Source organism: Acinetobacter sp. ANC 4910, from assembly GCF_004331035.1.
Lineage (GTDB): Bacteria > Pseudomonadota > Gammaproteobacteria > Pseudomonadales > Moraxellaceae > Acinetobacter.
This window is the reverse complement of the sequence record NZ_SJNT01000015.1, coordinates 1-13,664: the sequence shown is the minus strand read 5'-3', so window position 1 is coordinate 13,664 and position 13,664 is coordinate 1. Positions and strand designations below refer to the sequence as shown.

Here is a 13,664-nt window from a genome sequence, read left to right as displayed (position 1 = left end):
CTATGTTTAAAACAACAACAGCACCGCAAGATGCAATGATCTTGCAGCTTGTGCCCATTGTGACACAAGCGTGCGAAATTTTGCGAGAAGAATATCAACGCTATTGTGCTGGTGAAAAGTTTGATATCACCCAAAAGCATGATGATTCACCTGTCACGCAGGCAGATTTCAGAGTGAATCAATATATTACAGAAGCTTTGGCACAGCAACATTCAGATATCCCTTTGCTGTCAGAAGAGGGTGAATACGATCAACGTCAGCAATGGCATCGGTTTTGGTTGCTCGATCCATTGGACGGAACCAAAGAATTTTTACATAAGCGTCCTGAATTCACCATCAATTTAAGTTTGGTTGAAGGTGTGCATACGGTTTTTGCAGTCTTGGCAATTCCAGCTGAACAGGTCGTGTACTTTTGCCCTAGGCAAGGGATGCCATTGAAGTTAAATCTCAACAGTCAGCAGTGGTCTGTATATGAATTGGAACGCTCAATGGCTACGCCAGTGCATATAGGTCTAAGTCAGAGTGCACAGCATAAGTCTGAATATATGGCGTATTTAGATGTGTTGAAAGATATGACTAGCTATGATGTGTTTAAGGCGGGTAGTGCCTATAAGTTTTGTATGATCTTGGAACATAAGGTGGATATTTACCCTCGTTTTCACCCAACCAGTGAATGGGATACTAGCGCGGGACAATGTTTAATTGAGCGAATTGGTGGCGGATTAGTCGATTTTAGAGGACGACCATTTGTATATAATCAACGAGAGACCTTGTTGAATGGTGGTTTTATTGCCTATCGAAATGCAGAGATGAAAAAACTCGCATTACAAGCACTTGCAGCAATGCAGAGTAAGCATTGAGCAAAACAATTAAAATGTTATAGTGTAAACTCGACGGAAGAATGATGGTCTTATGGCATTAGAACGACTCCCACATAGTATGTTAAAAGCAATAGATTTATTGCCAGATACGCATACTCCAGTCACATTATTTACACGTCATTCCATTCGTGAAATGGTGAGTGGGCAAGGCTTGGCTGGTTATGATTTACAGCTAACACCACAAGGGCGTGATTTGGCACAAGCATGGGGGGGACACTTAATTGCTCAGACCGATCGGACTATTCAGCATTGTATTTCTAGCCCTATTCAGCGTTGTGTAGATACTGCTGCTTTAATGATTCAAGGGGCAGATTCAATTAGCCTGCAAAACAATACGCATCATATTGAAATCGTGCAGCAAGGACTCTTGGTTGAGCCAGGAAGTTTTGTGCTTGATATTAAACAGGCAGGTCCTTATTTCCGTGAACAGGGTGCTTTAGGCTTTATCAACAGCTTTGTAAATAATGCTTTACCTGGTATGAAACACCCCATACGAGGTGTGGTAGATGTACTTGAATTAATTTATAACACGCATCCACAGCAGCATAACGGACTTAGCCTAGCAGTGAGTCACGATACAATTATTGCTGCAATTATTGCTGTAATTTCGGGACGAAATGTAATTACTCAAGAAGACTGGCCACAAATGATGGAAGGCTTATTTGTCTGGTTTGAGGGTGATGAGTTTTTAGATTCAAAACTAAAATGGATTTGGCGTGGTGAATTACACGAATTAAATATTCGACAGTTTAAACAACATCATTAGAATCAAGAACTCCGATACATTCTATTTTATCTGGCTGAAGATTTTTTATATGTCTACTCCTGCATAGGATGGCGTAGATTCGTCTAAAACATAGCAAAAACATAATACAATATTATATAATAATAACTAAGATCATGTTTTTAATGATTTATTTCACATATAAAAACTTTATTTAAAAATACTTGGGGATTTTTTTGAAAACTGTGATGAATTACCCTTTACATATTTTAAGTCTATGTATTGCATCTATTTTATTGTCAGCATGTGGTGGAGGAGGTGGCTCTAGTGAGGGGGCTAATAATTCGGGATCTTCAACAGATACCACGACACCCAGTCAACCTCAATATCTAGAACCCACCAAAGATGTAGTAGATGGTAATGCTTTGGGTTTTTATGATTATGATGCAATGTCTTCAACCCGTACCATTCGTTCTGATTTAACGGGTTCATTTCAGGGCATGGTTCAGTTTGCACAAGCGCATGTGGTTGATCCAAGTGGTAATGAGGCAAAAAAAATGCCGAGACTCACGTCTGAACGTGAGGCATTATTATTGGTCACACCTTCTAGTGCAATGGGTGATATACAAGGCTTAGAGCTTGAAATATATCAAGATGGTTTATTTGTACGGAAAGTTAAGCTTGATGATCCATCACAAATTCCGCTTTCAGATCAGAGTAATCAAGATCAACGACCGCAAGTACTTTACAGTAAGCGAGCTTGGTCGACTAAGTTGAATTGGAATGAAGTAAAATCTGGGTTAAAACTGAAATTGGTTGATACAACTGGTCGCGTAGGTGAACTGTTTGAAACTCAAATTGATTTTGCTGCACCTGGAGTATTGGTATTAAACAATATCCGACTCGGATTGCTGACAGATCCACCTGTGTCTACGGGCCATTATATGTTGTTAGAGCCTGAGAAGGCGGGTACGGATTATTTCCAGACCATTCCTGCATCAGAAATGATTGTTGCAAAATATGATGACATGAAGCTAAACAGAGTCATGGTCGCGAATGGAACCATTTATGACACTAGTAGCTCGGTAGAGGGCGGGGTATATTCTGGTGATATGCGTGAAAATGTTGCGAAATCGACTTTTAGTGTTGGTATTAATTTAGCTAACTGGGGCGTGACGAGTGCTTCAATGGCAAGTCAGGAACAACCACAACTCACTGAAAGTGTGATTGTGCACCATGCTCGCGGAAAATATAGCAATGGCGATCAAACCCATGGCTTGAGTGGTGGCAATGGCATGTTGACGCTGATTGACTCAATTGGTAATGAGTTTAGCCATGAAATTGGACATCACTATGGTTTAGGGCATTACCCCGGCGCTGTTGAAACAAAAGATCAGCCAACCAATTATTTCTGGTCTGCACATCATGCAGACAGTGGATGGGGGTATATTTCGTTTCGTAATAAAATGCGTGGCAATCTCAATTGGAAATCGACCAATTTAGGCGATGGCAGCAATGGTGTTCCTAACTTCTTAAAACTTTATCCATATAGTTGGGATGCGATGGCAGGTGGGTACACTGCAAGTTCAATTTCGCAGTTTACGCATTATACGGGCTATAGTGCTTCGTTAAAGATCCAGCCACATTTTAATCGAGAGATGTGGAATGCAAGCTCACCAACAGGTTATACAAAATGGAATGCTACAACCCGTAAAATGGAAGTTGTGCAACCTCGTGTCCCGAGCTCTTCCAACGTTTGGTATAACCGAGTCGATGGGAACTATTTGAAACCTCGTTTATTTGGTGTTCCTGTCTATACAATTTTGGGTGGATATGACCCTGAGAATCAGGTGGGTTTATTGTATCCAGCGGCACGAAGTAACTGGGGTAATGTGTTTGATTTGCCTGAAACCAATGCGGCAGTAACTCAAGCAGCATGTTGGCTCAACATTCGTTCGGTAAGTGGCAATAAGACTGTTGGATTGGCGCCGAATCGTATGGATTCAACGAATAGTCTTGCAAATAAATTGCATGTCAATCTCGCGATTGCTGATCAACCACAGCATGTTGACTTGTATTGTAAAAAAGCCAATCAGGCTGAGAAATTACTCTCTAGTATTGATATTCCGAGCTATGCTGAAGCGATGAAGCCTGCGGTAAAAATTGGCCGTGAAAATGGCTATGAAGCTTTGCGTAAAATTGAGTTACCAAGTTTTGAGCAAGAATTGCTGGCTCAAAGTGGTCAGCCAATTGTGGCTTTATCTGCTCATACTGAATTGATGTATGATTCTTATCGAACCAACCCACATGGCTTATCTGTCACTGCCCAACAAGTACTTGCACAATATTCTGACCAACAGCAAAAAATCTATCGTTTAAACCGTTGGATGAATGTATATGCACAGGATTTAGTTGCAAATAATGTAGCAGCTAAATCTGCCTTGGCTTCATTTATTCAAGGTTTGGGTTTGGAAACAACAACACTGATGAATCAACAGAGTACTTTGCTGAATAGAACCAATTGCCTAAAAGTGGAGAAAGTAACTTCGGGTCAATATAACCCTTATATTAGTGGTTCAACGGGTTGTGTAAATGATGATTCGGAAAAATGGATTTTAGATGCTTTGGGGCGTATTCATAGTAAGTTGGCGATTGATCAATGTTTAACGAGTAATGGTAGTGGAAATAAAATCACTTTGGCGACCTGTTCAACAAAATTAAGCAGTCAGATCTGGACGATGGCAGCAGATACACAGTCTATTCGTCAAGGAAATCAATGTTTTGATTTGAATAAGGGGTATTTGGTCGATAATCGGGCAGATTTGATTCGTTATTCATGTACTAATGGTGCGAATCAGAAATGGAGTATGTTGACTCCGAATACCAATTTAATTTTATCTTATTTGAAGCCTAAAAATTTAACTGTATTGGTAAATTAAGAATTTCACTCCTTCACTTCTGTGGAGGGGTATATTTGATATCTCTTATTTTTAATTAGACCATGTAATTTAAAGTCAAAAAGTATAGACGTAAAAAAAGCCCAGATGGGCTTTTTTTAATACAGCAAATTAGTTAGCTAACGCTTTAACTTGTGCATTTAAGCGGCTCTTGTGACGAGCAGCTTTGTTTTTATGGATGATGCCTTTATCAGCCATACGGTCGATTACAGGAACAGCTTTTTTGTAAGCTTCTGTAGCAACAGCATGGTCACCAGCAGCGATAGCAGCTACTGTGCGTTTGATGTAAGTACGAACCATAGAACGCAAGCTTGCGTTGTGTTTACGTGCTTTAACGTTTTGACGAGCACGTTTTTTTGCTTGAGCAGAGTTTGCCACTCGTGCACTCCTTGAATTAGATTGGTCTGGGCGGGCTGAAATTCATACTGAAAACCAACATCAGTAGAACTATCACCAGCCCGTAAACAAGTGGCATATTTTGATTAAACACGGCCACGAAGTCAAGTCTTGACATGCTTTGACAACATTTTAGATGCAGAAAAATGTTAAAGAAAACGTTAGATTACTCATAAACCATGGAGAACGGTCAAAAAATGATAAATTCGATTCAAAATGCAATGGTGATTGGCGCGACAGGTCTTGTTGGTCGGGCCTTAATAAAACAATTAAATGAATTAAGTAGTTGTGAGCAAATTACTGCGGTGGTTCGACATTATGATGTTGAATTAAGTCAGTTGGAAAAAGTCCATCAATTCGTACTTGAAGATTTTTTGTTACTAAATGATGAAGATGTGCACGGTCATAGTCATGCGTTTAGTTGTTTAGGATCAACTTTAAAAAAAGCAGGCTCAAAAGCACAGTTTTATAATATTGATTATGAGATAAATGCACATTTTGCGGACTTATTTGAAGGATTAGAAACACATTACTTGTTGGTCAGCGCATTAGGCGCCAATTCGAAGTCACCGATTTTTTATAATCGTGTGAAAGGCGAGTTAGAACAGCATATTCGTGAATTGGGTTTAGCGAAGGCTTCAATACTACAACCTTCTTTATTGCTAGGGGAGCGGTCAGAACAACGGTTGCTAGAAGGTGCTACTCAGCGTTTATATCAAAAGATGTCGCATTTGGTACCAGATTCTTTTAAATATAAGCCAGTGACTGCGGAACAAGTAGCTCATACTATGGTCGTGGCAGCTCAATATCAAACTGAAAAGTTTGAAATTTATGATAATTTACGCATACAAAAAGCTCAATAACTGGAGAATGACGTGGCAACTGTTCCTTTTGTAACTTGTGATTTATTGGATGACAATCCTGAAAAAGAGCTTCAGGTGGTTACACCATCGATGGATGGTAAATTCTTTAAAAGTTATGGTGCTCGTAAAACCTTTGGTGGTCAGGTGGTGACTGTAAAGTGTTTTGAAGATAACTCCCGTGTTAAAGAACTACTGGCGACTGATGGTCAGGGTAAAGTCCTTGTGGTAGATGGTGGTGCTTCAATGCGCTGTGCCCTCATGGGGGATTTGATCGCAGAGTCAGCAGTCAAGCACCAGTGGAATGGCGTGATTATTTACGGATGTGTCCGTGATGTGGATGCCATTGCAGAGTTAGATTTAGGTGTGCATGCATTGGCTGCAATTCCACAAAAAAGTAATCGTAAAGGCATAGGCGAAACAGATATTCCGCTCTATTTTGGTGGGGTAAGCATTCAATCTGGCGATTTTATTTATGCCGATAATAATGGCATTGTGGTTGCTAAAGAACCATTGGTCGAATTATAAGACCATTAAAAATAAGGACAAAACATGGTGAATCATCAAATTAAAGTCATTCAAGCTTTGGCTTCATCATTGGCTGAAGGTGGTCGTGGAGTTTCTGGCACAGCATTTCCGAAGCAACCAGAGAAATCATTGAAAATCTATGAATTTGAGGGTTCTCCATTTTGTCGCCGTGTGCGTGAAGTTTTGACGTTATTAAATTTGGATTATGAAGTTTATCCTTGTCCCAAAGGTGGAATAAAATATCGTCAAATCGTAAAGCAATTAGGTGGGAAAAAACAATTTCCTTTTTTCATTGATGAGAATACTTCAACGCAGATGTATGAGTCCCAAGACATTATTCATCATCTTTTTGAACATTATGGGCGAACAGGGAAAACACCGAAAAAATTTGCACATTACCCTAAAATTCCTGTTATGGCACTTGCTGGAACCATTATTAATGGTGCGCGTGGTGTTTGGGTGGATCAACGTATTGTCAACCGTGAAGCACCGCAGCAGTTGCTTGAATTATGGGGATTTGAGGCGAGTCCATTTACCCGTGTCGTTCGAAGTGTGTTAACGGAATTAGAGCTGCCATTTATATTTCATAATGTGGCAAAAGAGCGCTGGCAAGATATGGGACCAGCCGTATTGCGATTAAAGCCTGGAAAGTATGTTCCGCTTAAAGAAGGTAAGCGTGAAAAGGTGGTTGCGCTGATGGGGCGTGATATTCAAGTGCCATATTTGGTTGACCCAAATACCCAAGTGAAGATGTTTGAGTCGGCAAAAATTGTGAAGTATCTTAAAAAGCAATATGCTGCTTAAGATTGGATGTATTAAAAACCTAAACTCAGATTATAGGTTGGAGAATGATTCAATCCGAGTTTAGGGTTTAAGTGGTTAATATATTAAATAATTGTTGCATGCCTGCTGTTGCAGTTTGTGCAATGAGTTGATACTGCTTGGGCATACTTAGTTGATACGCTTTGGGGTCAATATAATAGGCTTTGCAATGCTGTGGAATTTCATGAATTAATCCTGCAACAGGATAAACTTCTAAACTTGAACCAATCACAATAAAAATGTCTGCTTGTCGTACAATTTTTTGTGCCTCTGCATAAGCCGGTACAGCCTCACCAAACCAGACCACATGCGGTCTGAGTGCATAGCCTAAAGGGCAACGATCTGTTTCTAAATTAAGTTCCCAGCCTTGTATAGGATAAAACTCAGTTGCATATTCAGCATGGGGTCCAGAGCTTTTGGCAAGGCGAATATTGCCATGTAAATGTAATACATTGTCATTACCTGCACGTTCATGTAGATCGTCAATATTTTGTGTAATGACATTGAGATGATAGTGCTGCTGTAATTGAGCAATGAGCTGATGAGCACGATTCGGCTGGGCTTGTAAAATATGTTTACGTCGTTGGTTATAAAAGTCTTGAACCAACTGTGGGTTTCTTGCCCATGCTTCGGGTGTGGCAACCTCTTCAATATTGTAATTTTCCCAGAGTCCGTCGTGATCACGAAAGGTTTGAATACCACTTTCGGCACTCATACCTGCACCTGAAAATATCACTAAGTTTTGCATGATTTCCCCATTATTTTGGTTGTGCATTAACAGCAGTTAAATCTGAGATTGACTTGACTTCATGCTGTATCCAATCGACAAATTTGCTCAAAATTGGCGATGGTTCCTGATCTGAATGAACCAGATAATATGCACGATTGCTGGGTAATGGGCTATTGCTAGCAATGACCAAGGTTTGATTTTTTAGCTCTTGTTCTATCAACATTTGCGGAATGAGTGCAACACCCATGGCATGGGATGCCGCTACAGCAAGCATGGAAAACAGCTCATGTCGTTGTCCTTCATCGGCTTTGGGGTGATCGATTTGGTGGGCTTGAAACCATTCCAGCCAAATAGTGGGTCGTGTGGTTTGTTGTAATAAAGGGAGTTGGGTAATTTGCTCTGGACTCAAGTGATAACTGTATGAGTTGAGTTTTTCTGCATTTGGAAAATGTTGCAAAATAAGCGTAGGCGAACAAACTGCAATAACATCTTCAAGCATTAAAAAGTGGGCACTGGTTCTTGGCCAATGCTCAATTTGTTGTTGTGTTCCTGCATAAATGGCAGCATCAAACATTTGCTCATGAAAAAGGAAGGGCTTAGTACTGGTTTCCAAATGAATGGTAATTTCTGGATAGCGTGTATTAAACCCATGTAATTTGGGTAATAACCAACGTGTGGCAAATGTTGGAACAACGCCTAATTTAAGTGTACCGCCTAAACCTTTATGTGACATGACTTCTTGTGTGGATTTTTCTAAACCGAGTAAGTGGGGTTTTATCGCGGCATAGTATTGTGTCCCCGCAATTGTAAGTTCCATACCATGTCTAGTGCGCGTAAATAATTGAATATCTAAAAATTCTTCTAATTGCTGAATTTGGCGTGAAACTGCGCTTTGGGTCATGGACAGTTCTTGGGCGGCATGCGTGTAACTGGCATGTTTAGCTGCTGATTCGAAGCAGATCAGGCTCTGCATAGATGGAATTTTTTTTCTCATTTGGGTCGTCACGAAGCTATTAGGATATTTCAAAAGTGCATAAAGCATACAGTTTGCATCATAAGAAAATACTGTAGAAATACCATTTTTACCATCCTATTGTTTTTTTTAAGTGGAAAATTTAAATCAGATATGCGTTTTAAGCATATCTGCATGCGAATTAATCGTTTGAATTATTTTATGTTCAGGCATAGCATCAGTATAGATAACAAGACCTAGCAGAGGATGCAATGAACCAAATGGTGAATACAAAAGCGACACGGGTACAATTTGATTGGAAAGACCCATTCTTAATTGAACAGCAATTGACTGAAGAAGAACGTATGATTCGCGATGCGGCATATGCGTACTGTCAGGAACAGTTGATGCCACGTGTATTGGAACAGTTCCGCCATGAACGAACTGATGCTGGTATTTTCCGTGAAATGGGAGAACTTGGCTTATTAGGTCCAACGATTCCAGAACAATATGGTGGTGCAGGTTTAAATTATGTGAATTATGGCTTAATTGCGCGTGAAATTGAACGTGTAGATTCAGGCTACCGTTCTATGGCGAGCGTACAAAGTTCTTTGGTGATGGTGCCAATTAATGAATTTGGTACAGAACAGCAAAAACAGCAATATTTACCTAAACTTGCCTCAGGCGAATATATTGGTTGCTTCGGTTTAACTGAACCAGACCACGGCTCAGACCCAGGAAGCATGATCACACGTGCTAAAAAAGTAGCGGGAGGTTATCGCTTATCTGGTGCCAAAATGTGGATTACCAATAGTCCAATTGCCGATGTATTTGTGGTGTGGGCAAAAGAAGTGTCTGAAGAAGGGCATGTCGGTGACATTCGTGGTTTTATCTTAGAAAAAGGCTGGGAAGGGCTTTCAGCGCCTGCGATTCATGGCAAAGTGGGCTTACGTGCATCAATCACTGGTGAAATTGTGATGGATAACGTTTTTGTACCAGAAGAAAATGCGTTCCCTGAAATTCGTGGTTTAAAAGGCCCATTTACCTGCTTAAATAGCGCGCGCTATGGCATTGCTTGGGGTGCGATGGGTGCAGCAGAATTTTGTTGGCATACCGCACATCAATATACAATGGACCGTAAACAATTCGGTCGCCCTTTAGCGGCAACCCAGCTTATTCAGAAAAAACTTGCTGATATGCAAACTGAAATAGCTTTAGGTTTACAAGTTGCCTTGCGTTTTGGACGTATGAAAGATGAAGGGATTGCTTCGGTTGAAGGTACATCTCTGATCAAGCGTAACAACTGCGGTAAGGCTTTAGAGATCGCACGTTTAGCCCGTGACATGATGGGTGGCAATGGAATTAGTGATGAGTTTGGTGTTGCACGTCATTTGGTCAATTTAGAAGTCGTGAATACCTATGAGGGGACTCATGATGTGCATGCATTGATTCTAGGTCGTGCACAGACAGGAATTGCGGCATTCTAATCTAAAAAATTCTTTTTGGTCTAAAGCAGGATGCTCGAAAGAGCATCTTGAGGACAACTTTGTCTGAAAAAATGAAAAATAAAATGAAGATACAAGATTGAGGAGTAAATAATGGGTGCGTTAAAGGGAATTCGGGTTTTGGATCTGAGCCGAGTATTGGCGGGCCCATGGTGCGGGCAAATTTTGGCAGATCTTGGTGCTGAAGTGATTAAAATTGAGCGTCCACAATGTGGTGATGACACTCGCATGTGGGGACCGCCGTGGATGCGAGATGCTCAAGGTGAGCTTACTCGTGAGTCGGGTTATTACCAGTCAGCAAATAGAAATAAATATTCAGTTGCGATTGATATCACGCGATCAGAGGGGCAAGAAATTCTGCATGAAATGGTCAAAACAGCAGATGTAGTAATCGAAAACTATAAAGCAGGTTCATTACAAAAATACGGTTTGGATTATGAAACTTTAAGTGGAATTAATCCGAATCTGGTCTATTGCTCGATCACAGGTTTTGGGCAGACAGGACCACGTGCGGCTGAGCCAGGTTATGACTTTATCATTCAAGGGATGTCTGGATTGATGAGTATTACGGGTGAAGAGGAAAGCTTAGGGCACGGTGCACAAAAAGTGGGTGTTGCTGTGGTCGATATTCAAACAGGTTTATATGCCACGATTGCCATTCAGGCTGCGCTATTGGCTTGTCATCAGATTGGCCGAGGACAACATATTGATTTGTCATTACTGGATGTTCAGGTGGCAGGTTTAGCCAATCAAGGTATGAATTATCTGACCACGGGCGTATCTCCAAAGCGTATGGGAAATAGCCATCCAAATATTGTTCCATATCAAACTTTTAGTGCGAAAGATAAAGAGTTCATTGTCGCTTGTGGTAACGATAAGCAGTTTAAAGATTTCTGTATTGCGATTGGTTATACCTCGTTGTTGGAGGATGGGCGCTTTAATCGAAATCAGGATCGAGTACGCCACCGAGACGTGTTAATTGAATTATTATCTGCTCATTTTGTACAGCAAAATGCAGAGTCGTGGGTGAGTGCGATTCATGCATTTAAAGTCCCTGTTGGGTTAATCAATTCTGTTGCTGAAGCTTTACAAGAACCCCAAATTCAACATCGGGAAATGGTGGTGAATATACAACACCCACTTAATCCAGAGTTTCAGATGATTGGTTCGCCCATTAAATTGTCGGAAACGCCTGTTGAGTATCATCATGCACCGCCACAATTGGGAGAACATACCATGTCTGTATTGTCTCAATTTAAAGCGGAACATGAATTACAACGATTAAAGCTTATGGGTGTGATTGATGAGAAAATAGCCTAAGCAAATTTGTTATTCAAAATATTCTTTTAAAGGGCATTTAATTCTGTTTCAAACCAAAAAAGTTTAACCATGGCTTTCTTTGTTTTGAATCCATGAGTTTGATGCTCTTTATAAAATAAAGCTCGTCTTCATCACTGGGACCGACAATGCGTCCAGCATTAATTTCATAAGACAGATCGACCGCAGCTTGGCGACCTTTGTATTGGTTTTTGAGTTTCTCACCCAGTGAGTCTTGATCAAATTCAAACCAATCACCACATTGTTGGCTACAATAGGCGTGGTATTCTTTTCCTTGTGGATCTTTTAAACCAAGTCCGAGATCATCTACACCACCCCCATAAATGATGGTGTAGGTTTCGAATTGCGAATTTGCAAAAGTGGGCATAATCGAAAGCATAAGAATACTGCCGAGAAAGTATTTTTTCATTTTTATAAATTCTAAGGGGTTATGAAATTTGTGGACGGTATTTAAACAAACATTTTAGACAAAGAAAAGCCTCAACAATGTGAGGCCTTTGAGGACGGTATTCTTATACAAGAAACTGTTTTAAAGCTTCATTAAACGCCGTTGGCTGTTCCACATTAGAAATATGCGACGCATCAATCTGTACCAACTGACTCTTGGGAATTTGACTCTGCATAAACTCAGCATCTGCCACGGTTGTCACAGGATCTTGCTGTCCTGCAACAATCAACACAGGCACGGTAATCGTCTTTAATTGTTCCCGAACATCCGCCTTAGCCAAAGCTTCACAACAACTCGCATAACCTTCTGGGCTGCCAGCACCTAAGTCGTTTGAAAGCGTTGCAACCGTTGCTGCGTTGCTTTGGATAAAGGGATCTGTAAACCATCGCGAAGCTGCGGTGTCCGCGATGGATTGTAAACCTTGAGATCTGACTAAAGCCGCCCGATCTAGCCACGCCTGCTCCTGACCAATTTTAGCCGCCGTATTACACACCACCACATGGCTAAAACGCTCAGGATAATGAATGGCCAACCATTGACCAGTTAAGCCTCCCATGGAAATCCCACAAAATGCAGCGTGTTGAATTTTTAAATGATCCAGTAAATGAATCACATCCTCACCCAATTGTTGCAAGCTATAAGGACCTTGCGGGGTAGACGAAGCACCATGACCACGCGTGTCATAACACACCACAAAGAACTGCTCTTTTAAAGCATTAAACTGCTGTTGCCACATGCCATAATTGGTGCCCAAAGAATTGGAAAATACCAAAGCAGGATTGGCGGCATCACCAAAAGTTGCGTAATTGATGGTTGCATCATTTGAAATAAATGTTGGCATAAAATCCCTCCCGACCTCCCTTTAAAAAAGGGAGGGGAAATATCTTAAATAGTTATGATTTGTTAAACCCGCTGAATAATCATTGCAATACCTTGACCGACACCAATACACATCGAACATAGCGCATAGGTTCCACCCGTTTGTTCCAATTGGTTTAAAGCCGTGGTGACTAAACGCGCTCCCGATGCACCGAGTGGATGACCAATCGCAATCGCACCACCATTTGGATTCACTTGAGTCGTATCGTCTGCCAAACCTAGGTCACGGGTAACCGCCAGTGCCTGTGCCGCAAACGCTTCATTCAGTTCAATCACATCCATCTGCTCAATACTGAGATTGGCTTGTTTAAGAAGCTTCTTAATCGCAGGGGCTGGGGCAAAGCCCATGATGCGAGGTTCAACCCCGACAGCCGTAGACGCAATAATCTTGGCACGGGGTTTAAGTTGGTACTGTTCAACGGCCTGTTCCGAAGCAATCAGTACAGCAGCCGCACCGTCATTGATGCCTGACGCGTTTCCCGCTGTGACGGTGCCTTCTGCTGTGACGACTGGCTTCAATTTCGCCAAACCTTCTAATGTGGTCGATGCACGAGGATGTTCATCCGTATCGATCACAATCGGATCACCCTTACGCTGAGTAATGCTCACTGGGATGATCTCATGTTTAAAAAAGCCTTGAGCTT

Annotated in this window: 14 protein-coding genes; 8 read left to right on the top strand and 6 right to left on the bottom strand. The window is 41.2% G+C overall.

The features are described 5' to 3' along the window. The first annotated feature begins 2 nt into the window (after nt 1-2). From E0H82_RS14205 to E0H82_RS14195, 3 genes are all read left to right on the top strand, one after another. A complete protein-coding gene (locus E0H82_RS14205; protein ID WP_131265404.1) occupies nt 3-860 on the top strand; it encodes a 3'(2'),5'-bisphosphate nucleotidase CysQ family protein in 858 nt (285 codons plus the stop codon). Nucleotides 861-912: 52 nt separating this feature from the next. After that, nucleotides 913-1,647, top strand: a complete 735-nt coding sequence (locus tag E0H82_RS14200; protein ID WP_116759001.1) for a phosphoglycerate mutase family protein — start codon at nt 913-915, stop codon at nt 1,645-1,647. A 206-nt stretch (nt 1,648-1,853) separates the two neighbouring features. Then, nucleotides 1,854-4,544, top strand: a complete 2,691-nt coding sequence (locus tag E0H82_RS14195) for a M66 family metalloprotease (protein ID WP_171458301.1) — start codon at nt 1,854-1,856, stop codon at nt 4,542-4,544. A 129-nt stretch (nt 4,545-4,673) separates the two neighbouring features. Here E0H82_RS14195 and rpsT read toward each other — a convergent pair whose 3' ends face one another. After that, nucleotides 4,674-4,940, bottom strand: a complete 267-nt coding sequence (gene rpsT, locus E0H82_RS14190) for a 30S ribosomal protein S20 (RefSeq protein WP_016167735.1) — start codon at nt 4,938-4,940, stop codon at nt 4,674-4,676. Between the two features lie 215 nt (nt 4,941-5,155). Here rpsT and E0H82_RS14185 point away from each other — a divergent pair, with 215 nt between their 5' ends. Genes E0H82_RS14185 through E0H82_RS14175 form a run of 3 tightly spaced genes read left to right on the top strand, consistent with a single transcriptional unit; the run spans nt 5,156 to nt 7,150 of the window. After that, nucleotides 5,156-5,821 carry a nucleoside-diphosphate sugar epimerase gene (locus E0H82_RS14185; protein WP_131265402.1) on the top strand — a complete coding sequence of 222 codons (666 nt, stop codon included), beginning with the start codon at nt 5,156-5,158 and terminating at the stop codon, nt 5,819-5,821. Nucleotides 5,822-5,833: 12 nt separating this feature from the next. After that, nucleotides 5,834-6,346 carry a ribonuclease E activity regulator RraA gene (gene rraA / locus E0H82_RS14180; protein ID WP_131265401.1) on the top strand — a complete coding sequence of 171 codons (513 nt, stop codon included), beginning with the start codon at nt 5,834-5,836 and terminating at the stop codon, nt 6,344-6,346. Nucleotides 6,347-6,370: 24 nt separating this feature from the next. Beyond that, nucleotides 6,371-7,150, top strand: a complete 780-nt coding sequence (locus E0H82_RS14175) for a glutathione S-transferase N-terminal domain-containing protein (protein ID WP_131265400.1) — start codon at nt 6,371-6,373, stop codon at nt 7,148-7,150. 67 nt (nt 7,151-7,217) lie between these two features. Here E0H82_RS14175 and E0H82_RS14170 read toward each other — a convergent pair whose 3' ends face one another. Both E0H82_RS14170 and E0H82_RS14165 read right to left on the bottom strand, forming a co-directional pair. Next, entirely contained in the window at nt 7,218-7,916 is a 699-nt protein-coding gene (locus E0H82_RS14170) for an SIR2 family NAD-dependent protein deacylase (RefSeq protein ID WP_131265399.1), read from the bottom strand. Between the two features lie 10 nt (nt 7,917-7,926). Next, nucleotides 7,927-8,892, bottom strand: a complete 966-nt coding sequence (locus tag E0H82_RS14165; RefSeq protein WP_131265398.1) for a LysR family transcriptional regulator — start codon at nt 8,890-8,892, stop codon at nt 7,927-7,929. Nucleotides 8,893-9,122: 230 nt separating this feature from the next. Between E0H82_RS14165 and E0H82_RS14160 the strand changes: the two genes are divergently transcribed. Next, on the top strand, nt 9,123-10,337 hold the full coding sequence (locus E0H82_RS14160; RefSeq protein WP_131265397.1) for an acyl-CoA dehydrogenase: 1,215 nt from the start codon (nt 9,123-9,125) through the stop codon (nt 10,335-10,337). Between the two features lie 111 nt (nt 10,338-10,448). Then, on the top strand, nt 10,449-11,675 hold the full coding sequence (locus tag E0H82_RS14155; RefSeq protein WP_131265396.1) for a CaiB/BaiF CoA transferase family protein: 1,227 nt from the start codon (nt 10,449-10,451) through the stop codon (nt 11,673-11,675). 37 nt (nt 11,676-11,712) lie between these two features. Here E0H82_RS14155 and E0H82_RS14150 read toward each other — a convergent pair whose 3' ends face one another. The 3 genes from E0H82_RS14150 to E0H82_RS14140 all read right to left on the bottom strand — a co-directional run. Beyond that, complete coding sequence (locus tag E0H82_RS14150) at nt 11,713-12,102, bottom strand: hypothetical protein (protein ID WP_131265395.1); 390 nt, start codon at nt 12,100-12,102, stop codon at nt 11,713-11,715. 103 nt (nt 12,103-12,205) lie between these two features. Beyond that, nucleotides 12,206-12,982, bottom strand: coding sequence for a 3-oxoadipate enol-lactonase (pcaD, locus tag E0H82_RS14145; RefSeq protein WP_131265394.1), 777 nt, complete (start codon nt 12,980-12,982; stop codon nt 12,206-12,208). Between the two features lie 62 nt (nt 12,983-13,044). After that, on the bottom strand, nt 13,045-13,664 hold a 620-nt coding region (locus tag E0H82_RS14140), incomplete at its 5' end, for an acetyl-CoA C-acyltransferase (RefSeq protein WP_131265393.1).

Coding starts and splice junctions, on each gene's coding strand:
- E0H82_RS14185 (WP_131265402.1), top strand. CDS start 5,156: ATGATAAATTCGATTCAAAATGCAATGGTGATTGGCGCGACAGGTCTT.
- E0H82_RS14195 (WP_171458301.1), top strand. CDS start 1,854: ATGAATTACCCTTTACATATTTTAAGTCTATGTATTGCATCTATTTTA.
- E0H82_RS14150 (WP_131265395.1), bottom strand. CDS start 12,102: ATGAAAAAATACTTTCTCGGCAGTATTCTTATGCTTTCGATTATGCCC.
- E0H82_RS14200 (WP_116759001.1), top strand. CDS start 913: ATGGCATTAGAACGACTCCCACATAGTATGTTAAAAGCAATAGATTTA.
- E0H82_RS14165 (WP_131265398.1), bottom strand. CDS start 8,892: ATGAGAAAAAAAATTCCATCTATGCAGAGCCTGATCTGCTTCGAATCA.
- E0H82_RS14205 (WP_131265404.1), top strand. CDS start 3: ATGTTTAAAACAACAACAGCACCGCAAGATGCAATGATCTTGCAGCTT.
- pcaD (WP_131265394.1), bottom strand. CDS start 12,982: ATGCCAACATTTATTTCAAATGATGCAACCATCAATTACGCAACTTTT.
- E0H82_RS14160 (WP_131265397.1), top strand. CDS start 9,123: ATGAACCAAATGGTGAATACAAAAGCGACACGGGTACAATTTGATTGG.
- E0H82_RS14155 (WP_131265396.1), top strand. CDS start 10,449: ATGGGTGCGTTAAAGGGAATTCGGGTTTTGGATCTGAGCCGAGTATTG.
- E0H82_RS14175 (WP_131265400.1), top strand. CDS start 6,371: ATGGTGAATCATCAAATTAAAGTCATTCAAGCTTTGGCTTCATCATTG.
- E0H82_RS14170 (WP_131265399.1), bottom strand. CDS start 7,916: ATGCAAAACTTAGTGATATTTTCAGGTGCAGGTATGAGTGCCGAAAGT.